Annotated in this window: 23 protein-coding genes; 15 read left to right on the top strand and 8 right to left on the bottom strand. The window is 30.2% G+C overall.

Annotated elements, in window-relative coordinates:
• Positions 1–70 precede the first annotated feature (70 nt).
• The 4 genes from D1817_14435 to D1817_14420 all read right to left on the bottom strand — a co-directional run bounded on the left by D1817_14435 (position 71) and on the right by D1817_14420 (position 7390).
• Positions 71–2275: a peptidase domain-containing ABC transporter gene (locus D1817_14435; GenBank protein AXT21023.1), complete on the bottom strand. Its 2205-nt coding sequence runs from the start codon at positions 2273–2275 to the stop codon at positions 71–73.
• Positions 2268–3884 (bottom strand): hypothetical protein, encoded by a 1617-nt coding sequence (locus D1817_14430; protein AXT21022.1) that lies wholly within the window; start codon positions 3882–3884, stop codon positions 2268–2270. The genes D1817_14435 and D1817_14430 overlap by 8 nt, the downstream gene beginning before the upstream one ends.
• A 108-nt stretch (positions 3885–3992) precedes the next feature.
• Positions 3993–6758, bottom strand: coding sequence for a CHAT domain-containing protein (locus tag D1817_14425; GenBank protein ID AXT21021.1), 2766 nt, complete (start codon positions 6756–6758; stop codon positions 3993–3995).
• Between the two features lie 8 nt (positions 6759–6766).
• On the bottom strand, positions 6767–7390 hold the full coding sequence (locus D1817_14420; GenBank protein AXT21020.1) for a hypothetical protein: 624 nt from the start codon (positions 7388–7390) through the stop codon (positions 6767–6769).
• 119 nt (positions 7391–7509) lie between these two features.
• On the opposite strand from D1817_14420, the gene D1817_14415 reads away from it, so the two are divergent.
• Together D1817_14415 and D1817_14410 are read left to right on the top strand one after the other, a co-directional pair.
• Positions 7510–8076, top strand: coding sequence for a sigma-70 family RNA polymerase sigma factor (locus D1817_14415; GenBank protein ID AXT21019.1), 567 nt, complete (start codon positions 7510–7512; stop codon positions 8074–8076).
• On the top strand, positions 8076–8876 hold the full coding sequence (locus D1817_14410) for a hypothetical protein (protein AXT21018.1): 801 nt from the start codon (positions 8076–8078) through the stop codon (positions 8874–8876). Before D1817_14415 ends, D1817_14410 begins: the two co-directional genes overlap by 1 nt.
• Positions 8877–8909: 33 nt before the next feature.
• On the opposite strand, the gene ssb is transcribed toward D1817_14410, so the two are convergent.
• Positions 8910–9242, bottom strand: coding sequence for a single-stranded DNA-binding protein (gene ssb, locus D1817_14405; protein ID AXT21017.1), 333 nt, complete (start codon positions 9240–9242; stop codon positions 8910–8912).
• Positions 9243–9417: 175 nt separating this feature from the next.
• On the opposite strand from ssb, the gene D1817_14400 reads away from it, so the two are divergent.
• From D1817_14400 to D1817_14385, 4 genes are all read left to right on the top strand, one after another.
• Complete coding sequence (locus D1817_14400; protein AXT21016.1) at positions 9418–9942, top strand: DinB family protein; 525 nt, start codon at positions 9418–9420, stop codon at positions 9940–9942.
• 2 nt (positions 9943–9944) lie between these two features.
• Positions 9945–10736 carry an agmatinase gene (gene speB / locus D1817_14395; GenBank protein ID AXT21015.1) on the top strand — a complete coding sequence of 264 codons (792 nt, stop codon included), beginning with the start codon at positions 9945–9947 and terminating at the stop codon, positions 10734–10736.
• 3 nt (positions 10737–10739) lie between these two features.
• On the top strand, positions 10740–11093 hold the full coding sequence (locus tag D1817_14390; GenBank protein ID AXT21014.1) for a hypothetical protein: 354 nt from the start codon (positions 10740–10742) through the stop codon (positions 11091–11093).
• Between the two features lie 67 nt (positions 11094–11160).
• Positions 11161–11868 carry a hypothetical protein gene (locus D1817_14385; GenBank protein ID AXT21013.1) on the top strand — a complete coding sequence of 236 codons (708 nt, stop codon included), beginning with the start codon at positions 11161–11163 and terminating at the stop codon, positions 11866–11868.
• Between the two features lies 1 nt (position 11869).
• Here D1817_14385 and D1817_14380 read toward each other — a convergent pair whose 3' ends face one another.
• On the bottom strand, positions 11870–12337 hold the full coding sequence (locus D1817_14380) for a CBS domain-containing protein (protein ID AXT21012.1): 468 nt from the start codon (positions 12335–12337) through the stop codon (positions 11870–11872).
• A 171-nt stretch (positions 12338–12508) separates the two neighbouring features.
• Between D1817_14380 and D1817_14375 the strand changes: the two genes are divergently transcribed.
• Positions 12509–13210, top strand: coding sequence for a hypothetical protein (locus D1817_14375; protein AXT21011.1), 702 nt, complete (start codon positions 12509–12511; stop codon positions 13208–13210).
• 70 nt (positions 13211–13280) lie between these two features.
• Here D1817_14375 and D1817_14370 read toward each other — a convergent pair whose 3' ends face one another.
• Together D1817_14370 and D1817_14365 are read right to left on the bottom strand one after the other, a co-directional pair.
• The gene (locus tag D1817_14370; protein ID AXT21010.1) at positions 13281–15347 is read right to left on the bottom strand and encodes a M13 family peptidase; all 2067 of its coding nucleotides are present in this window, start codon (positions 15345–15347) and stop codon (positions 13281–13283) included.
• Between the two features lie 94 nt (positions 15348–15441).
• Positions 15442–15987, bottom strand: a complete 546-nt coding sequence (locus tag D1817_14365; GenBank protein AXT21009.1) for a hypothetical protein — start codon at positions 15985–15987, stop codon at positions 15442–15444.
• Between the two features lie 124 nt (positions 15988–16111).
• Here D1817_14365 and D1817_14360 point away from each other — a divergent pair, with 124 nt between their 5' ends.
• The 8 genes from D1817_14360 (at position 16112) to D1817_14325 (ending at position 26190) form a co-directional block, all read left to right on the top strand.
• Positions 16112–17062, top strand: a complete 951-nt coding sequence (locus D1817_14360; GenBank protein AXT21008.1) for an NAD-dependent epimerase/dehydratase family protein — start codon at positions 16112–16114, stop codon at positions 17060–17062.
• A gap of 228 nt (positions 17063–17290) precedes the next feature.
• Positions 17291–17773, top strand: a complete 483-nt coding sequence (locus D1817_14355) for a sigma-70 family RNA polymerase sigma factor (GenBank protein AXT21007.1) — start codon at positions 17291–17293, stop codon at positions 17771–17773.
• Positions 17770–18387 carry a HEAT repeat domain-containing protein gene (locus D1817_14350; GenBank protein AXT21006.1) on the top strand — a complete coding sequence of 206 codons (618 nt, stop codon included), beginning with the start codon at positions 17770–17772 and terminating at the stop codon, positions 18385–18387. The genes D1817_14355 and D1817_14350 overlap by 4 nt, the downstream gene beginning before the upstream one ends.
• Positions 18388–18432: 45 nt before the next feature.
• Positions 18433–19365: a hypothetical protein gene (locus tag D1817_14345; protein ID AXT21005.1), complete on the top strand. Its 933-nt coding sequence runs from the start codon at positions 18433–18435 to the stop codon at positions 19363–19365.
• Positions 19366–19611: 246 nt separating this feature from the next.
• Positions 19612–22419, top strand: coding sequence for a TonB-dependent receptor (locus D1817_14340; GenBank protein ID AXT21004.1), 2808 nt, complete (start codon positions 19612–19614; stop codon positions 22417–22419).
• Between the two features lie 238 nt (positions 22420–22657).
• Complete coding sequence (locus D1817_14335; GenBank protein AXT21003.1) at positions 22658–23998, top strand: hypothetical protein; 1341 nt, start codon at positions 22658–22660, stop codon at positions 23996–23998.
• Positions 23999–24444: 446 nt separating this feature from the next.
• Positions 24445–24738 (top strand): DNA-binding protein, encoded by a 294-nt coding sequence (locus tag D1817_14330; protein AXT21002.1) that lies wholly within the window; start codon positions 24445–24447, stop codon positions 24736–24738.
• Positions 24739–24900: 162 nt separating this feature from the next.
• Complete coding sequence (locus D1817_14325) at positions 24901–26190, top strand: virulence-associated e family protein (GenBank protein ID AXT21001.1); 1290 nt, start codon at positions 24901–24903, stop codon at positions 26188–26190.
• The last annotated feature ends 184 nt before the right edge of the window (positions 26191–26374 follow it).

The following is a 26374-nucleotide window of genomic DNA, read 5'->3' as shown; positions in this document are numbered from 1 at the left end:
TAATTGTTTAAAAAACTGTGAACATTTAAAGACACTCACAGTTTGTGTCTACTCCTTGCAAGAGAATATTTTAATCACCCAGTTCAAGTTGATTTTTGACCAGGTTGTAATAGTTTCCTTTTAGTTTGATGAGCTGTTGATGATTTCCAATTTCCACGATCTTTCCTCCATCGAGCACTACGATCTGATGTGCGTTTTTTACAGTACTTAATCGGTGTGCAATCACTACAGCCGTTTTATCTTTAAAAAAAGTATTTAGTTTTTTCATGATCACCGTTTCATTATTCGCATCCAATGCCGAGGTGGCTTCATCAAAGAATAGAAATCTCGGATTTTTATAGACAGCTCTAGCAATAAGCAAACGCTGTTTTTGTCCAGTACTAAGACCTGTTCCTTCAGTTCCTATTTTAGTATTCACCCCCAGAGGGAGATTATCAATATAATCAGAGATGTTGGCCACATCAATAGCATGAGCTAATTTATCCTTGTCCACATAATCCTGTCCCACTGCAATATTATGAGCAATAGTATTATTAAAGATATACCCCTCTTGCATGACCACCCCACAGTGCTCACGCCATACCTTTTGAGAGATATTATTAAGATTAAAACTATTGATCGATATATCACCATGTTCTACCTCATAGAATCTGAGTAAGAGTTTCATCAGCGTGGTTTTCCCACTACCACTCACTCCTACAATAGCAGTAGTTTTATTAGCAGGAATGGTTAAGGATAACCCTTTAATCACAGGCTCTAAGCTTCCGATGTATCTAAAAGAGATATTATTGAGTTGAATGTCTGAATGTTTAGGGAGTGTTTTCACTTTTTCGTCAGTAGCTAATTCCTCATCCTCTTTATTGTGAATTTCTCCTAAACGATCTAAAGAGATCTTAGCATCTTGGACATCTCTCATAAAACTAATAAGCTGACTGATGGGCGCATTGAGCTGCCCTACGATAGAGGTAATGGCCAGCATGGCCCCCAGCGTAATATCTCCATCAACCACTAACTTAGCAGAGAGAATGGTAATGAACATATTCTTGAGTTCATTAATAAAATTAGATCCCACGGATTGTGTTTGTTCTAAGACAAGATTCTTGGTAGAGATCTTAAAGAGGCGTGCCTGTACAAACTCCCAGTTCCATCGCATGCGTTTTTCAGCATTGTGGAGTTTAATCTCCTGCATACCATTAATAAGCTCAATGACCTTACTCTGCTCGTTACTGACTTCATGAAACCGTTTATAATCGAGTTCTTTTCTGCGTTTAAAGAAGAAGAGTACCCATCCAACATATAGTAAACTTCCAAAAAAGAAGACACTAAAGATCTGTAAGCTGTAATAGCCCAGCACAAAACTAAAGACGATCAGATTAAAGAAAGAGAACAACATGGTAAGTGAGGAGGTGGTTAGAATCCTTTCAATACGCTTATGATCGTTAATACGTTGTAATAGATCCCCTGTCATTCGTACATCAAAGAAAGAGATGGGGAGTTTCATGAGCTTTATAAAGAAATCAGAGATCAGAGAGATATTAATACGTGTACTGAGATGCAAAAGAATCCAAGACCGAATAATTTCCAGGGAAGCTCTACCAACAAATAGGAAGAGTTGAGCTGCAAGTACGAGATAGATAAAGTTGAGATCTTGATTTTTAATACCGACATCGACCACACTTTGAGTTAAGAATGGGAAGATGAGTTGTAATAGACTCCCAGCAAGCAGACCAATGGCTAGTTGTACGACAAACCGTTTGTATTTATAGACATACTTTAAGATAAACCCAAAGCCAAAGGATTGTTTATCCTCATCAAACTCTTCGTTGTAGAACAAGGGTGTGGGTTCTAAGAGTAAGGCAATGCCTTCTTCAGTAGCGTCATTGGCATTGTTACCGATCCAGAACTTGATAAACTCAGTTTTGGAGTATGTTAATAGCCCATGAGCAGGATCAGAGACATACACAGTATCTTTTTTTATTTTATAGACCACGATATAGTGGTTCTTGTTCCAATGTACAATACAGGGAAAGGAGGCTTGTTTTAACTTCTCAAAAGAGAGTTTCACTCCAAGAGAGCGAAAGCCAAGAGATTCCACTGCATCACTAAGGCCTAATAAGCTAGAACCTTCACGAGTGGTTTCAGAGAGTTCACGTAATTGTTGGGCACTAATGGTCTTACCATAATGTTTAGCAATGATCTTGATACAGGTAGGACCACAGTCTTTAGCCTCGGCTTGTTTGTAAAATGGAAATTTTAATTTCAATACCTTATACAGTTTTATGTAAAGTGTTAGTTTGTTTCAGGTTAGCATTTTCATAGAGATCTTCAATAAAATAGATCAGTTCAGAACGTTCGTATTCTTTAGGGAAAGAACGTCCGTTTATTAAGATCTCAGGAGTGAAGTTGATGTTTTTGTCCTTACACCATTCACTAGCTAGTTTAAGCGTATTTAAATAAGGCGCTTTGTTATTGGTTTCTCCCCACTTATTAAACCACTGTTCAGACGTTAAGCCTCCATAAATATCATGCATGGCCTCTAAACATTTTGCTTTGCTTTCAGTATGATACAACTCTAACAACCTACTGGTAATATTAATTAAAGGCGTATTAGCCTGGTGAGCACTAAAACGAATATGTATCTGAACCTTTTCAGAATGTTTTTTTAGTACCTGTTCTATTAAGGTATGTACAGGTTTACAATGCCCACAAAACGGACTTGTGATAAGTGTAATGTTTAAAGGTGCCTCAGGATTTCCGAAAACAACTTCAGACGCACCTGTAATAGTAGTATCTACAACTGTAGATTTATTTAATAAAGCCTCAAACAAGCTGTAATCTCTTTTAAACTTAAAATACTTGATCTTAGACTCTTTAAGTTCTTTGATGAGTTTAATATTAGGAGAGAGTATATTCCAGATGGTAAACACAGATAAGAAACTAAAGGAGCTCACCAGTAGAGCATTTAGAGTAATATTAGAAAGTACAATAGAATTATAATTAAGAGAAAGAATAAGAGCAGCCTGAATCCAAAGTACAGCAGTAACACTTAAACATAAGAAACACCACTGTTTTACAACTGCATATTGGTAGTAAATAGAATACACTGTGATAGGGATGGCAATTAAGCTAAAAACAAATACGATAGTTAAACTACTTTCAATAAGTGTTAATAGTAATGTAGATAACACAAGGCCAATAAAGTAAACCATGCTAAAATCACTTAACTTATACCTTCCAAATTGAGCCCCTTTAGAAGATAATACAGAGTTACAACTATTGCCTGTATTGGTAGATTGAGAACAGAAGGCATCCCCTAAGAGAGATTGTTCACCCAGTTCTTGTTTTATAATAGCTCTACTTATATAGACACCTATGGCAGATAATAAAAAGTAGACAGCAGTACTTAAGCTGGAGCTCACTTTAATAAAAAGACCAGCTAAGAGCATTAGAGATAAAGAGATAAGAATAGTATTTACTTTAGAGGTGTTATTTTTTTTAAGTTCAATACCTTCTGTTTTTTCGACAGCGACGATGATGCCGGTAAATTTCTCTAGAAACTCACTAGAGGACACATTTTGTTTTTTCTTATCACCAGAGATGAGATTATAAACTTCATTATTGTTGTTCACAATAACAAAACTCATTCCGCTTTCATCTTTGATCTGAGCTAAGAAACAATTAGGGAGTTGCGATAGTGTTTCTTGATTGATGGGGACATCCAGAGCGATGTTATCGATATTAAAATGATCTAGGACTCCTGTTATGGAATGTAGACTTGGATAGGAAGGATGGCTTTCTATTTGAAAGGATAACTCTTCTTTATCACAAGAGATGGCATTGTTAAATAATAATAGTTCTACCTGAGTTGCTAAGGAATTGTTCACAGTATTAAAAATTGCTTTTCAATAAAGTGTTCATCAAAAAAATAATTCTTACCTCAGATTTTTGTTAAAAAAACAAATAAATTTAAAAACTAACTGAATGTTAGAATGTTATGGCTTGTTTTTTTTAATAAAATAAAGAATTATACAGGCTAATATGAAAAAAAATAAGTAGAAAAACCATTTAGAAGAGGGTGGTTTAAGTGTATTATTTTCTCCTAATAAAATAAAAGAAGCCCAGTAATAAGGAGATGCTTCAGATAAATTATGATTGTTTAAATAAGTTAATTTAGCATTGTGTAGTGCTTTAGATTTTGTTTGCCCATCACTTAAATTTTTATAAAAACTGTTTGTGATTTCAGAAGTTATGCGATCATCAATACTCCAAAGTGATGAAATGACACTTTGTGAACCGGAGTAAAAGAAACCTCTAGCCAGACTCATCACCCCTTCACCAATTTCTTGCTCGCCTATTGAGGTGTTACAACCACTAAGCATTACCAAAGAAGCATTATTTTGAGTTAAATACAGTTCTTCTAAAGTGATGTTTTCATCATTAAAAGCGATCCAAGGAGATCTTTTATCTTGTGCATTTGCGTGTGATGCAATATGTATAATTCCACTAGAAGGTAGTGCATTAAGAAAATTAGTTTTTGTAGCATTAGTATTTGATAAAATTGTACCAGGATAATAATTTTGAATACTATTTATTTCTTGCTCACTATGATTTAATGTTAATAGGCCTTTATCTTTAAAATTGATAGGAGCTATTGCTAAACTTTTGTTGTTAGAAAATCCTTCTTTTTTTGTGTTTTCTAAAAAAGAATTAGAATAGAGGTAGTGTATTTCTGTATTATAAATTAAATAAGACGTATTATCCGAACTGGTTGATAAGGTTTCGAAAGGGAGTAGCGATAAATAATTATCAGGAACAATAGTAACTGTTTTACCCTTAATTAATTGCTGTACTTGCTTAGATGGGAATAGTTTATTAAAAACAGTATTAGAAAGTGCACTAAATGTTTTAATATCTTGATTTGTTTTAAAAGGAGTTTTAAAAGAATTAATTAGAGTTATAATTTCTTTTTTTAGTTCTCCAAGCTGATCGATCTCAAAAAAATGAGTATCATCTTTAGTAATAAATAGAACATACCCATTGTCTTTATTAGTTAAAATACCATAACCATCATCGATAGAGATGTGATACTCTATAATCACCTCATTGTTACTTAAATTATACTGTACATCTTGAAGTGATAATATGGAAGTCTCGATATTTAGTGTTTCAACCTTAATATCTTTTTCAAGAAAAGAAAGTTCGATCCCCAGGTCTATACGTTGTTTTTTTAAAGAATCAATTTCCTTTTTAGTTAGAATATTTTCATTATATAAACGATTATTTATTAGAGTGATTTTTTTCTTTAGTATGCTGCTTTTTTCTAAAAGATTAGGAGGTAATCGTAAAGCACGTTTAAATTTTTTGTTAGAGATGTCTTCTAATAACAATAAAGCTTTATTTTTTTCCATAAAATAAAAAGCATCCTCAATATTATTATTTAAGTAACATGCTCTAATAGCTTTTCCATAAATATCCGTACTTAATTCTCGCCAATATAAACGTGATTTAAAATCACTACTATCTGCTTTTAAAGCATCTATAAGAGTATCACACATTTTAAAATAGGCAACTACTTTTTCGAGAACATCTACATCTTTTTTATCCTCATGATAATTTAAATAGGTTTGAGCAAGTTCTTGTAAATTAATTAAAAGTTGCCTCTTATATTGGAAGTTGATAAGAAAAGTGGAATCTATTTCTTTGGGATTAAGAAAATTATTTCTTGTTAAAATGTCCAGAGCTTTATGCCGATAATTTAAACTAATATCATAATCTTTTTTAAAACTATAGGTATGCCCTAGACCATAATGTACATCACTTAAAAAAAGAGTATCTTTTTTATTAGCAAACTCTATAGATTTATTGTAAAACTCTATAGATTTATTGTGATCAAAAATATTGTATAAATCACCTAATCCTTGATAAACTCTACGTGTTTTGATGCTATCTTTAGCTTTTTTTGCAATTTGGAGTGCTTCATTATAATAGTGTAATGCACTATTAAAATTTAGGGCTTTCTCCTCGTTGTACATTAATGCTAAATTTAATTTAATTTTAAATAATTCGCTTGTAGGAGTTTCAATAATAGCTGCTAGCGAATCAGCTGCTCTTCCAAATTTTCGTCCATTTTTAAGGCTTTCTTTTGTTTTTATTGAATAGCAAGTAAATGTTAAGTTTTGATATGCATTTCTTAAAAAATGTTTGTCTTGTTGGCTATTAATTAATAAGGAAATAGCCAATTCATAATATTTATAAGCTTTATGATAATCTTGTAAAGCATCATAAACATCAGCCAATGTAAGGTAGGTTATTGAAGCTCTGCGAGTTTTATTATTTATTCGAATGACTTCAAGGTATGCATCAATACTTTTTTGTAATTGATTATTATGTGAATAATAAAACCCTAAAGATGAAGCGCTTCTTTGCACAAAAGCAGTATCTATAAAAACTTTTTTTTTGGAGAGGACTAAAGCTTTCTCTTCATGCAGAATAGTTTTTTTTATCTCATTGTTATCAAATAACCAATATGCGTAATCATTATATATGTAGGGCAAAGAATCAATATCATTACTTTCAAAAATAGTAATTAAAGAATCTGCTTTTTGTATTTTTTTACTTTTAGAAATAGGAGAATTAATCAGTTTTTTGAATTGAACCCGATTTTGTGAAAAACTTTTGGATATAAAAAAAAACAAAATCAACAAAAAACACTTTATTAATAGATAATTAAAATACTGATTTTGTTTTTTTTTAATCATATAATAAATTAATTCACAGATATGCTAACTCTAGGATCATTCTGTGTTTTATTAGTAACAGGAGTGCTTGATGATACTCCACCTGTTGACCCTCCACCTGCTGATCCTCCGCCTGGACCTGAATCACAACCTTCGCCTGTGATAACCCATGTATCGTGATAAGGATCATTAGCTGGAAAAGGGGGTCTTTTTAAACTTAAACAAAGTAGTTCCGGATCTTGAAAGTATTCTTGTCGTACACAATTTATTTCACCTATTGATAATGAAGAACTATAAGTTATTGCTAAAACTATACCGAGCTCTAAATCTTCAACTGTGGCAGTTGGAATTCCAGCACTAGAACAAATTGTATTACTAGAATCACCACCATTATCGCTATCACTTTCATTACCTCCGTTGTCTGGAACATCTCCAATATCTTCACCGCCTGGAAAAGAATTTTCGTGTTCAGGAATAGAATTATTTGTAATGTTTAAGTTTAATGGATTGCTTGAAGATATTGTATCAGAAGCATTTATGATTATTAAATTATCTTCGTTTGGAAATTCTTGATTTAAATTTTCAATTTCGTTAATGGTTTGATTATCGAATGTTTCATCGTCTGTACTACAAGCATATGCTAAAAACACCATTATTAGTGTTAAAATAAATTTGTTCTTCATAAATATAAGTTTTAAAATTAATAAATTATACTGTATTTTGCTTACTTGTTAATATAAATTGAAAATCTTACCCATAATTAAGATATTGTATGCAGTTAGTTTCTAATGATGCGCAAATAGAACTGCTTGTTAATGGTGATCCGTTAATTTTAAAATTGTTATATACTAAATTACTACCTAGAGTAATTGTTTATATAAAGCGTAATAATGGAACAGCTCAAGATGCAGAAGAAATATTCCAGAATGCATTATTTCAATTAATCACTCGAGCTAAAGTTAACAGTGTTCAAATCAAATCATCTTTTGAAGGGTATATATTTACAATCTGTAAAAATTTATGGCTTAAAGAATTAAATAATAGAAAAAAAGAGGTAAGAAATGAAGGTGTTTTTGAACTAAAAGCGAATGAAAATGATACAATAACTTCTATCTTAGAACAGGAGAAATGGGATTTATTTGAAGAAAAATTGAAATTACTTACTGATAATTGTAGAGCTTTATTAAAAGATTTCTTTAATAAAGTATCCTATAAAACAATAGTTGCAAAGTTTAAGTATTCGTGTGAAAATGTGGCGTTTCAACGAGTATTTAAATGTAAAAAGAAATTAGCAGATTTAATAAAAGCAGATTCTAAATATCGAAATTTGGTGTCATAATGGAAGACGAGTTTTATAAAGAAATAGAAGCTTATTTAGGTGGAGATATGTCTTCTGAAGTGATGTTACGTTTCGAGAAACGTATACTAGAAAACAAAGATCTAAAAAAAGAAGTTGAGCTTTATGATGATTTAAATCATTACCTAGGAGAAAAAATATCCAATAAAAACTTCCCAAATAATGATTACACGAAGAAACTTAATGAGTTTTTAAAAAGTGAAGAAGCCATAGTTATAAAAACCCAATTGGAGGAAGCAAAAAAGAAATATCATCATAAGAAAAGTTTTTTTAATAAAAATAAATATGTTCTTATGACTTCTGCTGCTGTAATTTTATTAATGATAATTTTAAGAGTAAGTATTTTTCCCCCTAATCAATTCATAGATACCTTATATGTTGAATACTATAATGTTAATGATTTGCCATCTTTTGTAACACGAGACGATACACAAAATAAATTGTCTAAAGGAGTTTTATCTTTTCAAAATAAAAAATATAAAGAGGCTTTAATTGATTTTGAAGTTTATAAAAAAACTTCAACAGAAGTTGATACACTAATGTTTTTGTATCAAGGGATGTCATATTTAGAATTAGATGAAAATGATAAGGCTATTGAAGCGTTTAAAATAGTTTCTACTTCAAATATTCTAGATAGATCAAAGGGACTTTGGTTTAAAGCATTGGCATATTTAAAGTTAAAAGATGAGTTTAATGCTAAGAAGCTTCTTGAAGAAATCAGATCTAACTCTTCAAATTTTAAATTTAAAGAGGCAAAAGAATTATTAGATAAGCTTAAATAAAAAAAGCCGCATAACTTGCGGCTTTTTCTTAAATTACTTACTTAACATTAGCAATTCGTTACATACAATTTCTGTGATGTATCTTTTTTCACCTTCTTTCGTTTCATAACTTCTAGAAGTTAATTTACCTTCAATAGCGACTTCTTTTCCTTTTGTAACATATTGCTCGATAATTTGAGCAGTTTTCCCCCATGCTACTACATTATGCCATTGCGTATCTGTTATTTTTTCTCCACTAGCATTTTTATAGCTTTCATTTGTAGCTACAGAAAATTTTGCTAATGTCTTTCCAGATTCTAGATTAATAATTTCAGGATCATTTCCTAAATTTCCAATCAACTGTACTTTGTTTCTAAGTGTGTTCATAATAATTAATTTTAAGATTAAACAGTTAATACCATCGAAAAACTTATGCTTCGACTCTGCAAATATGAAACAGTAACCAAAAGATATTCGGTTGTTAAATATTTAATATCGTTTGTAAACGTTTGTAGTCGTTTGTAAACGAATAAATTGTATATTGTCTGAAAATTAAAATGTTATGGAATTTAGTATAGATCGATCTGTTGAGATTTTAAGGCAAACACCAAGCACGCTCGAAATGTTTTTATCTAACCTTTCAGACGATTGGATTTTTGTAAATGAAGGAAAAGATACTTGGAACGCATTCGATATTATAGGACATTTTATTCATGGCGAAAAAACTGATTGGATTCCTAGATTGAACATTATTTTGGATGATAATAAGAATAAAAAGTTTGATCCTTATGATCGATTTGCGCAATTTGAAAATTCAAAAGGAAAAACATTGAACGATTTATTACAAGAATTTAAGCATTTACGAAATGAGAACTTAAATTACCTTGAATCTTTAAAATTAACTGAAGATAAATTTGATCTAGCTGGTATTCATCCCGCATTTGGAGCGGTAACGATTAAACAATTAATTTCTGCTTGGACGGTACATGATCTAGGGCATATTTATCAAATAACAAGAGTTTTTGCAAAGCAATATAAGGAAAGTATGGGCCCTTTTGCAGAATATATTTCAATAGTAAAAGATTAATTATGATTAAATTATTAGGTATCCCGTTTGACGGTAATTCTTCTTTTTTAAAAGGGCCAGCTTTAGCGCCACCGCGTATTCGATTAATGGATAGTGATGGTTCAGCAAATGCATTTTGTGAATCTGGTATTGAAATTAAAGATGGAGAAAACTATATTGATTTAGGAGATCTTCAGTTTTTTGATATGAACCCAAAAGCAGTTTATCAGGCTATTAAAGAACAAGTGTATAAAGATATAAATGAATCTGATAAACTTATTTGTTTTGGAGGAGATCATTCTATATCATTTCCAATTATTGAAGAACATACAAATATATACAAAAATTTAAATGTACTACATCTGGATGCACATGCAGATTTGTATGATAATTTTGAAAACAACCCTTATTCACACGCATCTCCTTTTGCTAGGTTAATGGAAAAGGGGAAAATAAAATCATTAACACAAGTAGGTGTTAGAACACTTAATACACATCAAAAAGAACAGGCTAAGAGATTTAATGTGAAGCTTGTTGAAATGAAAGATTTTAATTTAGATTTTATAAAAACTTTAGAAAACCCACTTTACATTTCTTTAGATCTTGATGTGTTAGATCCAGCTTATGCGCCAGGGGTTTCACATCACGAGCCTGGAGGAATTTCAACAAGAGAACTAATTAAGATCATCCAATCTATAAGTGCCCCTATAATAGGAGCAGATATTGTGGAATATAATCCAACAAGAGATGTTAATAATATGACCGCAATGGTGGCTTATAAATTATTTAAAGAACTCGTTTTTAAAATGCTATAATTTATGGAAACAAAAGTTTGTTTAGAATGTGAGAATAAGATTGTAGGACGAATTGATAAGAAGTTTTGTAGTGATGCTTGTCGTAATTCGTATAACAATAAATTTAATAAAGACAGTAAAAACCTTATCAGAAATATAAATAATCGATTGCGTAAAAACTGGCGAATACTGGAAACACTTAATCCAAACCAAAAAACAAGGACTTCACGAGCAAAGCTTATTGAAAAAGGATTTGACTTTAATTATTTTACAAGTATTTATACTACTAAAGCAGGCACAGTATACTATTTTGTATACGATCAAGGTTATTTACCTTTAGAAAGTGATTTTTATGCATTGGTTAAAAGAGGGAGTTGAATAAATTAAGATTTTGTAACATTTCAGTGTAAAGCTTTACATATTAATAGATCAAAACCATTAATTAATGATTCTTTTAGCTTCTCCAGAACCCTATATTTTATTTTTAATTATAATTATTGTTGTAGCAACAATAATCTTTTTAGTTTATTTTTTTAGTTTAAAACAAGTTATTATACGTACACTTTTAAAAACACCTAATAAACCTATTGGAGGTTTAAAAACAAACGAGTTAACAAAAATTACAGGCAAAGCACTTCATGTAAAAGAACCTTTAATAGCTCCTTTGAGTAAACGAAAATGTATTTTTTACTCAATTAAAATTCAACAAAGAAAAAGTAACGGAAAAAGTAGTTATTGGAAAACATTAATTGATGAACGAGAAATTCAAGAGTTTTTTGTTGAGAAAAAAAGTGATTTAGTGATTATAAAACCTTCTAAACATCCTAAAAACTATAAAAGCTTTTTGGTTGTTGATAAAAAAACGTCTTCAGGTACTTTTAATGACCCGACTCCCGAATTTGAATCTTTATTAAAGCTATATCGTATAGATAGCTCTAATTATTTTGGCTTTAATAAACAATTACGTTACACAGAAGCTGTGATTGAAATTGGAGAAGAGGTTACTGTAGCGGGCATTGCAAAATGGAAATCACTTAACGAACCAATTCCGGAGTATCCATACTCAAAAATTGCAACTTTAGAAAGTACCGCAAAACAAAAATTAATTATAACAGATTTACCAAAAAATAAAGTAAATCGACGAGAAAGATAATTTATTTCCAGTTCTGACCTTTTAAATTTATGGCAGCTTTTAAAACATCTTTTTGACTAATCTGACCAATTAATTTTCCATTTAAAACGATAGGAAAACGACGACGCTTTGCTTCGATAAACTTGCTGGCTGCATCAAATATATTCATCTCACCGTCAATGGTTTCAACATTTTTTATCATATATTTTTCTATAGATAGATTATCCATAGGCATATTATAGTATCGACTTTCACTTAATTGTTTTATACAATCCCCTTCAGAGATAATTCCAACAAGTTCATTGTTGTCATTTACTACAGGCCCTCCAGAGATCTTATTTTTAATAAGTGATTGTATAACATCTTCAATAGATTGATTTGGTTTAAAAGTTATAAGATTAGTAGTCATATAATCTTTAACTTTTAAAGGAATAGTTTCTGAAAGATTACTTGCTTTTCGTCTTGCCCCTTGAAAACTTTTAATACCCATAGCTTTAATTTTTTAGAATTACCTAAAGTTATTTATTTTTAATGAGCTATCCTAGACAAATTTCCCTTACAAACACTTAAAATTTAAGTAGTTTTAAAATAAAAGCGTTAAAGTATAGGTGTTTAAACCCTTATTTTTTTAGATTTGGAACGAAATAAAAACTAACAAATAATGAAAAAAATATTAGGATTAATGATTTTTATGCTTGTTTTACAAGTTAATGCTCAAGATAATAACGAGCTTGTAAAGCATTATGAAGCGTATTATAAGCAGATGAAAATTCAAGGAGATGTACAAGGTATTATAAATGCATTAACACATTTAAATGTATTATCTCCAAATGTAGCGCGTAAAGATACATTAGCTGCATATTATATGAATAATAATAAACACCTTCAAGCATTAAATACTATTGGAATAGAAATGAATGCTAATGATTCAAATCTAGCTTTAGAAGTTAAGGCAGTATCTTTACAAAATTTGAACCAAGCACAAAGGGCGATACCTCCTTTTGAAGAATTATTTAAACGAAATTCAAATGTTTTTGTTGCTTATGAATTAGCAGATTTAAAAATACAAACAAATAATCTTGTAGATGCAAAGCAATATATTGATTATGGATTGGCCAATGCAAAAGATGATCAAAAACGATCTTATTTTGAAAGACAACAACCATATCAAGTATCAGTTAAAGCTGCCTTTACTTATTTAAAAGGAATACTGAAATATTCTGAAGATCAAAAAGCAAATATAGGTGCAGCAATAGCTTTATTTGATGAAGCTTTGACTTTAGCTCCTAATTTTAATCTGGCACAGATAAGTAGAAATGCATTAGAATCTCAGAAAAACCCGCAACCAGAAACTAAAAATTAAATCTTTATAATAAGTTAAATAAAAAACCCAACTTTTAAAGTTGGGTTTTTTATTTAACTTATTATTAGAGTTACCAAATTCTAACTCTTTTTTCTGGAGCTAAGAACATACCATCGCCTTCCTTGATATCAAACGCTTCATAAAAAGCATCAATATTTTTTAAAGGTTGAATTGCTCTTTGTACTCCCGGTGAATGTGGGTCTGTTTTAATTTGTGTTCTTAAGGCTTCGTCTCTAATTAATGTTCTCCATACGGTTGCCCAAGACATAAAGAAACGTTGCTCTGCTGTAAATCCATCAATATCTTCTGGACGTCCGTTTTCTTCAAAGAATAACTGCAAACCATCATAAGCTCCTAATACACCACCAAGATCGCCAATGTTTTCACCTAAAGTAAATTTACCATTAATATTTACGCCTTCTAATACTTCAATAGCACTATACTGACCTGCTAATGCATCTCCTCGTTTTGTAAATTCTTCAAGGTCTTGAGGGGTCCACCAATTTTTTAGATTTCCTTCACCATCATAACGTGCACCAGAGTCATCAAAGGCATGCGATATCTCATGACCTATAACCGCTCCAATACCCCCATAATTTACAGCTTCATCTGCTGTATAGTTATAGAATGGAGGTTGTAAAATAGCTGCAGGAAATACAATTTCATTATTTCTAGGGTTAAAATATGCATTAACCGTTTGTGGTGACATTCCCCATCTAGAACGGTCTACTGGCTCACCAAGGTCAGCAAGATTTCTATTTCTACCCCAAACACCAACAGCCATCATATTTTCAGCATAGCTGTTATTCTCTTCTACTTGTAGCTCAGAATAATCTATCCACTCATCTGGATAAGCAATTTTTACTGTAAACTTATCGAGTTTTTCAACAGCTTTTACTTTAGTATCTTCACTCATCCAATCTAGATTTTGAATTCTATTTTGGAATGCTTTAATAACATTAGCAATCATCTTTTCTGCTTTTGCTTTAGCTTCTGGCGGGAATTTTGCCTGTACATATAACTGACCAATAGCTTCTCCTACACTTCCATTTACGGTATTTAGAGCACGTTCTTCAGCATCGCGTTGTTTTTGAGCGCCACTTAGATATTTACTATAAAATTCCCAGTTTGCTTTTCCTATTTCTGTAGTTAAAAACCCTGAAGCTCCTCTAAAAGTACTCCAGTCCATCAACGTTTTAATATCTTCTATAGAGGTTGATGTTAGGAACGAATTTAAAGCTCCCATATATTTTGGGTTAAAGACGTTGATTTTCTCAGCTCCTTTAGTAACTCCAATATCAGCAATATATTTTTTCCAATCAATTGCCGGTGTCACTTTTTGCAAATCTTCAATTGTGCCAACATTGTTAAAATTACGAGCATCACGACGTTGTACTTTATCATATCTAGGTTCTGCCAGTTTGGTTTCTAATTTTAAAATAGTTTTAGCTGCTGCATCGGCTTTGGTTTCATCATAATCAATAAACTGAAGCATTCTTGAAATATGCTCTACATACTTCGCTCTAATTTCTACAGATTTCTCATCTTGTTCTAAATAATAATCTCGGTCTGGTAATCCTAAACCTCCTGTAAATACCCAAGCAATATTCATACTACTATCATTAAGATCAGGTGAAGCTCCAAAACCCATAAATGGAGCAGAAACTCCTAAACTAGTAGCTAAAACAGTTTGCATGTCGTTAAGGTTGTTAATGCCATCAATATCTTCAAGTAATGGTTTTATTGGCTCAATACCTGCTTTATCTCTAGCTATGGTATCTAATTCTGATTCAAAAATTAATAATGCTTTTTTTTGATCAGATCCTTCTGAATAAGAACCTAATTCTTTAGATGTATTTAGAATTTCTAATACATCTTTATCTGTTGACTTTCTTAATACACCAAAACCTCCCCAACGTGTTCTGTCATCAGGAATTGTGTTAGTTTTTGCCCATGTGCCATTTACATAATTATAAAAATCATCTTTAGGGTTAACACTAGTATCCATATTTTCTAATACAATACCAGGTATTTTTTCAACTTGGGCAGTGTCCTCTTTGGTATCTTCTTTACAAGCGATTAAACCTAAAAAGGTAAAACAGCTTAAAAGACCTAACTTTTTTACTTTAGTTTTCATTTATAAAATTATTTTTGGAATGTTATACATTACTTAGAAGCTTTACAAGCCATAATGTTACAGTAATGTGCTAATTTAACAAAAAACAGTAACTTTAAAAAGAGGGTTTAGTAATATTTTGAGAGTCATTTTCTACTTTTTTATTTATTAGAAGAATAATATTTGATCTCGCTACTAAAATTTCTTTTATATCATTTAAAAGATCTCCTTTTGAATGTTCATATTTTATTAAATCTTCAATTTTTAAAAAAAAAGTTTCTAAAACTGTGATTCTCACTAATATAGGAGTTGTTTTTAATGCTAGCGGAATTTCATTTCTTAAATCAGCAAATAGACTACTAATAATTGTCTTACTATCAATATCTTTAAAAACAGATAGATTCCCAGTTGTAATAGATTGAATATGGTTTTCTAATTCTGTAAATTTCGCCCAGTTTGAAATGACTGAACTAGCTGCATTACTAAATGCATAATCTATATATTCTAACGTTTCTACATCTTTAGAAGTAATAGTAATTACTGTATTTATTTGTTCGTCTTTTATATCATCATTTTTTTTTGATGTGTTCGTACAACTTAAAATAGATGTTAATACGAGTATTGATATTGTAAAAAATGAAAGCTTTTTATATGTATACATAAAGGATAAACAATAGAAAAAACAAATATATTGTATAATTGTATTATTGCGTAATTTAAGTTAAAAACTTATAAAGAATTTTAAAAAAGTATTACTTTTGATTGCTAATTTTTTATTTAAATTAATGATTTCAAAATCTCTAATTATAGGTGCAGGAGGGCAAATAGGCTCTGAGTTAACAACAAAACTGAGAACTCTTAACGGGATTGACAATGTTATTGCTTCCGACATTAGAAAAGATAATTTAGAATTAGTAAATGCAGGCCCTTTTGAAATGATTAATGCAATGGATTATGATGCTGTAAAAGCTTGTATAGAGAAGCACAATATAGATACAGTATATTTAATGGCAGCAATGTTAAGTGCTACTGGAGAAAAATATCCAGAAAAAGCATGGGATTTAAATATGACTACGCTTTTTAATGTTCTAAATCTGGCTAAAGAAGGTGTTATAGACAAAATGTTTTGGCCATCAAGTATAGCTGTATTTGGACCCACTACTCCACGAGAAAACACACCTCAATATACTACTATGGAGCCTACAACAGTTTATGGAATTACGAAACAAGTTGGTGAACGCTGGTGTGAATACTATTTTAAAAATTATGGAGTGGATGTAAGAAGTATCCGTTATCCAGGTATCATTAGTTGGAAAACATTACCTGGAGGAGGCACGACAGATTATGCTATAGATATTTATCATAAAGCAGTAGCTAGAGAAAATTACGACTGTTTTTTAAATGAATCTTCAGAGTTGCCAATGATGTTTATGGATGATGCTGTAGAAGCTACTATTAAATTAATGACAGCTGATACTAATGATATAAAAATAAGATCATCTTATAATTTGGCAGCTATAAGTTTTACTCCAGAAGATGTTGCTACATCTATAAAAAGACAAATTCCTGAGTTTACAATCTCTTACACTCCAGATTTTAGACAACAAATAGCTGATAGTTGGCCAAAATCGATAGATGATTCTAATGCTAGAAAAGATTGGGATTGGAATCATACATTTGACTTAGAGAGTATCACTAAAGAAATGCTAAGACAATTAGAACTTAAAAAAAGTTAATTGAAATTTCTTTGCGTTTTAGTAAAGTAATACCAAGAATACACTTTACATAGATAAATTTCCTAAACAATAAAACAATCATTAGTTTTAGAGTTAGTGAGTTTTAATTCATTTTTTGAGACAAATTCAGAAAAGTTGAGTTATTATATAAACTAACCAAACGAAAACTAATTTTTGGAACATCCGGAATTAATAAAAGCGTGTCAAAAAAATAATCTAAAAGCGCAAATGCAAGTATATCAATTGTATAAAGATATGCTTTACAATACAAGCTTTAGAATTATAAAGAATGAATACGATGCACAAGATACTGTTCATGATGCCTTTATTAAAGCGTTTCAAAATATATCTAAGTTAGAAAATGACCTTAACCTAGGCGCCTGGTTAAAACGTATTGTAATTAATTGTTCTTTAGATTTTTTAAGACAGAAAAAGAAATTAGGTTGGTTACAAAGCGTCGATGAATCTTACGAATATGAGGAAGAACCTGTGGAATCTGTAGATATCACTTTAAAAGTAAAAGAAGTTAAGCTAGCGATTAATGCGTTAAAAGATAAATACAGAGTTATTCTTGTGCTATACCTTATTGAAGAATATACCCATAAAGAAATTGCAGAACAATTAGGTTTAAAAGAAAGTACAGTGAGAAATCAATATGTAAGAGGTAAACGTCTTTTAAAAGAAAAATTGCAAAACAAATTAGTATCATGAGTTTAGAACAATTTATTAAAAACCATAGAAATGATTTTAATGATAAACAGATGCCTAAAGCTTCAGATCAATTATTTGAATCATTACTAAAACAAGAGTTGCATCAATCAAAATCGAATAGTAAGAAATTGATTTCATATTTATCTATTGCAGCAAGCTTAGTATTAATGTTTTCATTGGGTTATTTGTATAATAAATCAATTAATAAGAAAAATGAGATACGAAATCAGCTAGTTTTAGCATTAGATGGTAATACTGCGAGTCAACGTATTGAAGCTGTATATGAAATTGAGGAAAATTATAAAAAAGAAGAAGACCAGGAGATTTTAAATGCATTATATAAAATGCTTTTTAAAGATGCTAATGGAAATGTAAAAATAGCTGCAATAGATTTTTTGTTAACTCTTCCTAATAATCAAGAAATGCGTTTAAAATTAATTGAAGCCTTAGAAAAAGAAAAAGAACCTTTAGTGCAAATTAAATTAATGGAATCTCTTGCTTTATTAAGAGAACAGCGTGCTAAACAACCCTTACAAAATATAATAAATGATGAAGAGATATTGCCTTCTGTAAAAGGCTCGGCTTATGCTTCATTAGCAATGTTAAATCAATAAAATAAAAACATGAAAAAAATATTAATAATTTGCATATTGTGTTGTGTGATTACAACCTATGCTCAAGAAAAACGAATTAAATTTAATAATGGTACTTTAAAAATCTGTACATCTTCTAATATGAAAATTAGTGGTTATGATGGTGATGAAGTGATCATTAAGAGTGTAACCAATAATAATTACAGGGTATTATATAATAATGCAGCTTTTCCACAGAAGAGAAGAAGCATTTCTGCTACAGGAACAGCTACATTCGATAGAAAAGATAAAGATTCGGTTCTCGTAAACAATTTTAGATATTTTGTGAATAGTAATGATCAAAAAAAACGAGAAAAAGGCTTAAAACCTTTAGGTAATAAATCTACTAATCCTGCTGACAATTTATATTTAGACATTAATGAAAGCCCTGGTGAGTTAGTCATAAAAGATTTTGTGCATTCTTCTGGTAATAATAATACAACAGTAAGCGGTAGAGTGACTACATTTTATCATTATGATAAATACGAGTTATTAGTGCCAAATTCTATAAAATTACTTTGGAATGTAGAAAACTGCCAGAAAACTAAAGCTAAAGCCTTTGTAGTAAGATCTTCTAGTAACCCATGGCAATTATCAGATTTTAGTGGTGAAGTTGAGATTTCATCATCTTATAGTGGAATTACTCTAACTGATGTAACTGGGCCTACCTTAGTGAATACTATAGGCGGAAATATTAAAGTTATTTTTGATAAAAAAACGCCAAACAAGTTGTATTCTCTTATTAGTAAAGATGGTTATATTGATGTAGAATTACCTAGTAATTCAAACCTTAATATTGATGCCACCGGTGACCGTATTTTAAGTGATCTCGATTTTAAAATTTCGAAAGATGAAATTGTAGATGGATTAAAAAATATGAAACTCCAACTAAATAATGGGAATGTAAAAATGAAATTAAATTCAGGCTCTGGTAGTATCTATCTGCGAAAAGGGAATTAACTTGAAAAATCGAGAGCTTTAAATATTTAAAGCTCTCGATTATTTTTACTATAATAATCTTACTTTTTATAATCTTATATAAATCAAGCAAAATTTTATTTTGTTAAATAGTTTTTGGGGACACCACATTCATCTTAAAATACAATTTAACTATTTATTTAGTTTTAAAACTGTTTTTATAGTTATATTTGAGCTCACAACCAATATTAACATTAAAAGCATATTAACTTACCCATTAACCTAATTATGAAGCAATTTATTGTATTAATTTTTTTACTATTTAGTGTATTCTCTTCTTTTAGTCAAACCAAACAATTCGAAATTTCTGGAAAAATTATTACTGCTGACGATAAAGCGACGCTTGAATCCGCAACAGTTTATTTAGAACGTGAAAATGACTCTACTTTGATAACTTATACAATCTCTGATAAAGATGGAAAATTTACATTAGAAGGTAGATCTAGCGATTCTAAACTTAATTTGTTTGTTTCGTATATTGGATATAAAACTTATAAAAAAGTAATCGAAGTGAGTTCATCTAAGTTAGATTTAGGAATGATTAATTTAGAGATAGATGATAACACTTTAGATGCAGTACTTATAAAATCTAGAGCCCCAATTACAATAAAGAAAGACACTTTAGAATTTAATGTTAAATCTTTTAAAACAAAGAAAGATGCCAATGTCGAAGATCTATTAAAACAATTACCAGGTGTTGAGGTGGATGAAGCTGGTCAGATTACTGTAAACGGAAAACCAGTTAATAAAATACTAGTAAACGGAAAACCTTTTTTTGGAGACGACCCTACAATTACTACTAGAAATTTAACAAAGGAAATTATTGATAAAGTACAAATAACGGATACTAAAACTAAATCTGAAGCATTTTCAGGAGAACAAGGTGATGTTGATAATAAAACTATAAACCTTACCATAAGCGAAGAAAAAAATAAAGGTATTTTTGGTCGTGTTGCTGCTGGAGGAGGTACTGATGATCGCTATGAATATGCAGGGTTATTTAATTATTTTGATAATGATAGACGACTTAGCATATTATCTGGAGGAAATAATATCAATTCACCAGGATTTAGTTTTGGAGAGATCGAAAAGTTTTTTGGAGGTGCTAATTCAATAAATTTTAATTCTAATGGTTCTTTTGCAATTAATAATAGGTCTTTTGGAGGAGGTCAAGGTATAACAAGGTCTAATACTGCTGGGGCTAATTATGCAGATGATATTGGTGAAAAAATCGAAGTTACTGCAGATTATTTTTTTTCTAATAGTAATTCAGAAAACGTAACAAATACAAATCGTGAAAATATTTTATCAGATTCAAGATTTTTTACAAACTCCAATTCAAATTCTATTAATGACAGTAATAATCATGATTTTAACTTAGGTTTTGATATTGAAGTAGATTCTACATTTTTAATTAATATTAATCCATCCTTTAATTATACTACAAATGAAAATAGATTTGATCGTAATCAAAGATCGGATGATGATAGAAACGTAATCGAATTGGCAACAAATTTTCCGAACCCAGATAACGAATCTAGTTCTAATTCGTTTGTAGAAACAATAGGAAAGAATTTTAGAAACGATATTGACATAACAAAACGATTTGGTAATAAAGGTGCTTTCTTCAAATTTAGTTTGACTAACGAATTTGATAATATTGAGGTTGAAGATTTTTTGAATTCTGAAACAATTATAAGAGGATTGAATCCGACTAATGAAATCAGAAATCAATTTACAGATGAAGATCGTGATTTTAACAGATTACGAACTAATATTACTTATAGGTTGCCATTAAAGGCTAAAGAATTATTTTTAGACCTTAGATATACTTTTGAAAACAATAAAAGAGAAGAATTAAAAAGTACATTTGATTTTGATAATACTACCCAAGATTTTACAAACTTTAATCAAAATTTAAGTACAGATTTTGAATTTATAGATAGAACAAATACGCCTTCAATTCGGTTAAGGTTACAAAAAGAAAAATGGTCAATTAGTGCTGGAGCAGGATATGTATTTAGAAGATTAGAAAATAGTGATCAATTACGACCAAATTTAAGTTTGAATCGTGATTTTGAAGCATTAGAGTTAAATTCTAATTTTAATTATAGATTAACTAATACAACATCAATAAATGGAGGTTATAATTTAAGAAATAGACCCCCTAATATATCTCAACTACAACCTTTTCAAAATGTTTCAGACCCATTAAATACAACAATTGGTAATCCAAATTTAGAGCCTATAAATACACATAGAGCTAATTTAGGATATCATAATTTTGATTTTCAAAAAGGAACAGGTATTTTTTTATTTCTAAATGCAGATCTTGTTACTGATCAAGTGATCGCGCAAACTACTGTAGATGAAAATTTTGTTAGAAATACTACCTATGTAAACGTTAATGGTAATCGTGGTGTATCTGGAAGCGCTTCGTTTAGTAAAACTATAAAAATAGATACTTTAAAAACGTTTAAATATAGATTAGGCTTGTTTGGGAATAGTAGAAGAACTATTAATTTTAATAATGGAATTCAATATGCATCAATAAACAATTCCGTGACACCAAATATTAGGTTAACTTATACTGTAAAAGATATTTTTGAAATTCAACCTAATTACAGATTGTCATATCGAAAAACAACATTTGATATAAATGATTTTAATGATCAAGAGTTTTTGAGACATACAGTTGGATTAAGAACTGCTACTTTTTTACCGAAAGGATTAGAATGGAGAAATGATATAAATTATATATTTAATCCAGATGTCGCATCTGGATTTGAACAGAATTCAGTATTTTGGAATTCTACCCTAGCATACTCTATATTAAAAGATCAAGGAACATTAACTTTAAAAGTTTACGATTTATTAAATCAGAATACAAATGCGCAACGTACTGCCAATGCAAATTTTATACAGGATTCTCAAAGTACGGTATTACAACAATATTTTTTATTGAGTTTTAGCTGGAAATTTAATAGCCTTGGTAAAAAAGGAGAAACAAATAGTAATACGTTTCATATTTTTTAAAACGGTATTTTATTAAAAAACAAAAAATCCCGTAAACAATAAAGTTTCGGGATTTTTTTGTGGTACCTCCAGTACCACAAAATATAGTTTAGTGCGATTTGACCAGTTTTAATATCTTCTGTATCATCAGTAAATATAGGGATTTAAAATTTACCTGAATTTAATTAACCTATTTAGATTTAAAAATGTTGTCCCTAATGTTGTCCCTACTTATTATCTTTGCGAAAAGATTTCTACCATGATTCAATCCAGAAGAACAAAAGGAGCTGCACCCGTATTTAGACTTAAAGCATCCACCAAACCAGAGAAACCAATATTCCTTGATTATTCATATGGAAGAAAGAATCGGTTTAAGTATTCCATAGGTTATTCTGTAAATCCAAAATATTGGATTAAAGAGAAGGGTAAGGTTAAAAATGTCCGTGCAGTTGAAAATGCCGAAACCATAAATGAACGAATTGACGATTTAACAAGGGTTCTAAAAGAATATGTAAAGAATTGTGATTCTAACCAGATTCCTTTGACCAATCCTATTATGAAAGCTTGTTTAGATGATTTTAGAAATGAGAGGGAGCAAGTTATAGAAGAAGATGAAACCGAAATAAAAACTTTAATACCTTTTATTCAAAAATATATAAAGCAAAAAGAAAGGTCATTGCCTAAGGCTGTGAATGGTTATAAAAACAATACGGTTAAATCGTATGAGCAGACCTTGAGCCATTTAGAAGGATTTCAAGGAGAATACGGTACAGAGCTTGGTTTTGATTTAGATGCTGAATTTTATTCCGAATTTATAGAGTATATGAACTCTAAAACCTATCAGTATAGCGAAAAGGAGGAAAAGCATTATTCGCTAAATACTATTGGTAAGCAAATCAAGAACCTGAAAGTTTTCATGGGGGCAGCTTTGATGGAAGATTATCATTCCAATTTGAAATATAAGAGATTTAAGGTTAGGGTTGAGGCAACAACTGCTATTATTTTGCAGATTGATGAACTCAAGAGCATGTATGAATTGGATTTACATAATACGCCTCATTTAGAACTAGCAAGGGATGTATTTATAATAGGTTGTGAAATTGGGCAACGTATTAGTGACTATCATAATCTTCAAATGCATGAAATTGTTCCCCATAATAATGAGAGATACATTAAGATTACGCAAGAGAAAACAGAAAAAGTAGTTTTGTGTAAAATCACGCCAGTAATTGAAGCTATTATGAATGAAAGGTATGAAGGAAAGCTGCCTCCAAAAATTACTAAACAAAAGCTAAATGATTATGTTAAGATAATAGGGAAAAAGGCTAATATTAATGGACAAATAGAAGTTAAAATTACCAGAGGAGGAAAGCTAGAAACTAAAGAAATAGAGAGATATGAATTAATCAAAGGGCATTCTGCACGCAGGACATATTGCTCCTTGAAGTATAAAGCTCAAGTTCCAGTACATTCTATTATGGAACTTAGTGGTCATTCTACTCTCAGGGAGTTCAAGAAGTACATTCTTAATCCAAAGGAAGAAATTGTATCTCAAATAACTTCAACAGAAGCATTTAAGAGTTCATGTATTCCTGTTTAAAATCTTCAAAAATCATTTATAATTAATACTGAAAAAAGGCTAGTTTTTAGCTCTTTTTTTATCACTTTTTCTGAGAGAATTACTCCAACTAGAAGAATTAACAAAATTTAACACGTAAAATCGTTCTCGATTTTTTAATGAATTAGCTAATTCAACACCAAATGTTAAAAGGATTAGTTAATTCAATATATTATTCATATTAACTAATTTAAGATTAGTTGTAACTTATTGGTTATCAGTATTTTTTAAAAAGTAGGGTTGTTTTAAATTAACTAATTTAAAGTACTGATATACAGTATGTTAAAGTCTCTTAAACGGTTGTTTAGATTTTTAAAAAGTACTTACTTGCTTTTCAGAATTTTGATGTGCACTCAATTTATTCTATCACGGTTCAGATAAAAAAGAAATTGAACTAATTGTATAACATTTAATTAAAACAAACTATTATGAGTATTAATAAGCATGTTTTTCAATTGACTACAGAAGAGTTTATTGAATTAATTAGAGAGGTGGTTTTGTCAGTAGTCCCACCAATAAATAATTTAACTGATATTCAAACAGGAAAAGGGGATAAGGAATATTATACAAGAGAGGAGGCAAAAAACCTGCTTAAAATTTCTTACGCCACGTTATGGAAGTATAACAAGGGTGGAATTTTACCAGCTACAAAAATTGGTAGTAGAGTTTATTACAAAAGAAAAGATATTGATGATGCAATGGAAGGAGGTGTTTATGCATAGATAGAATATTAAACACTCTAACAAGAGTATAAATTGTAACTACGAGGCATCTAGAACACAAGAACACTAATGTGTGCCAACCTAGTCATAGTAAGACCAAGGTGGCTTAGAATGCGGACAGAAGTCAAAATAAAAGACTAAATCTTCCAATTCCTGTTTCCGATGTTTCATTTAATTAATAATAACCCCAAATCAATATTGGGACAAATTTTTATTACAATGGAAAAAAACAGTAAAAACCAGAAAAATGATAGTAGCCTATCAAAAAAGAACAATTCAAAAGAAACTCCAAGATTACCAATGGAGATGTATTTAAAGAACAAATATGATTTTCGCTATAATGTTTATAGTAATGGCGTAGAATTTAAATTAAAGAGTCAGAAATCATTTAAAGAAATGACAGACTTTGACTTAAACTCCTTAGTTAGAGAACTAAAGGTAAACAAGTATAAAACTGGAAGAGGAAGTTTGGATGATAAATTCAAATCAGACTTTTCTAAACTATATAATCCATTAAAGGATTATGTGAAAACTTTACCAGAATGGGATGGCAAAACCGATTACATTTCAGAACTGGCTTCTAAAATAAAAACTGACGATGATAAATTTTTTGCTGATGCTTTCAAACGATGGTTTGTGGCAATGGTCGGTTCTGGTATTAACGATTTAACCTTTAATCATACCATGATAATTTTTTCAGGTAATCAAGGGATAGGTAAATCTACATTCATTAGAAATCTATTACCTCCACAATTAAGAAATTATTCTTATTCAGGAAATATTAATCCACACTCAAGAGATACTTTAGTTTATTTGTCTGAGTGCCTAATTATTGATTTAGATGAGTTATCGAACCTAACTCGAAAACAGAACAATGATGTTAAGGAGCTAATAACAAAATCAAAGATTAAGCTTAGAAGAGCATTTGGCAGAATGCATGAAAATTTAGTAAGAAGAGCATCTTTTATTGGTTCACTAAATGATGAGAAGTTCTTGACCGATTTGACAGGTAATAGACGATTTCTGTGCTTCAAAGTAGATAAAATAGACTATGAGAGCCAAATAGACTATAAAGGCATTTATAGCCAAGCATACGCTCTCTACAAGTCTAAATTTAAGTTCTATTTCGATAAGGATGAGATACAGGAAATTAATGCTAGAAATGAAAGATTTAGAACCATTTCACCATTAGAAGAATTGATAACAAGTAAGTTTATACCAGCTAAGGATAGATATAGTGCTGAACTATATTTAAATGCTTCAGAATTATTAGCTAGTCTGAATGAAGAACATGGTATTCAGGTGAATAATACAAACCAAATTCAATTGGGTAAGGTCTTAAGAATGCTAGGTTATTCCGTGGTGAAGAAGAAAGGAATATCTAAATATGCGATTGATACGATTAAATGCGACCCTGATGTAAATGAACTCAACTTAAAAAGAGTTTCATGATAACTAGAGAGAGGTAAGAAGGGTAGCTTAAATTAGTAAATAACTATACTTTTAATAATGAATAACAAAGCTATTTACCATACTAAACTTTAAGATTTGAGTTGCCTTTCCTGCCTTTATAATAGATTTTTATAATTAAAGTAGTGGATTAATAGCTTTATTATTTCCACCTCTCATATATGCT

The sequence above is a fragment of the Flavobacteriaceae bacterium genome (assembly GCA_003443635.1).
Taxonomy (GTDB): domain Bacteria; phylum Bacteroidota; class Bacteroidia; order Flavobacteriales; family Flavobacteriaceae; genus AU392.
The sequence above is the reverse complement of the archived record's forward strand: the minus strand, read 5'-3'. Positions and strand labels throughout refer to the sequence as shown.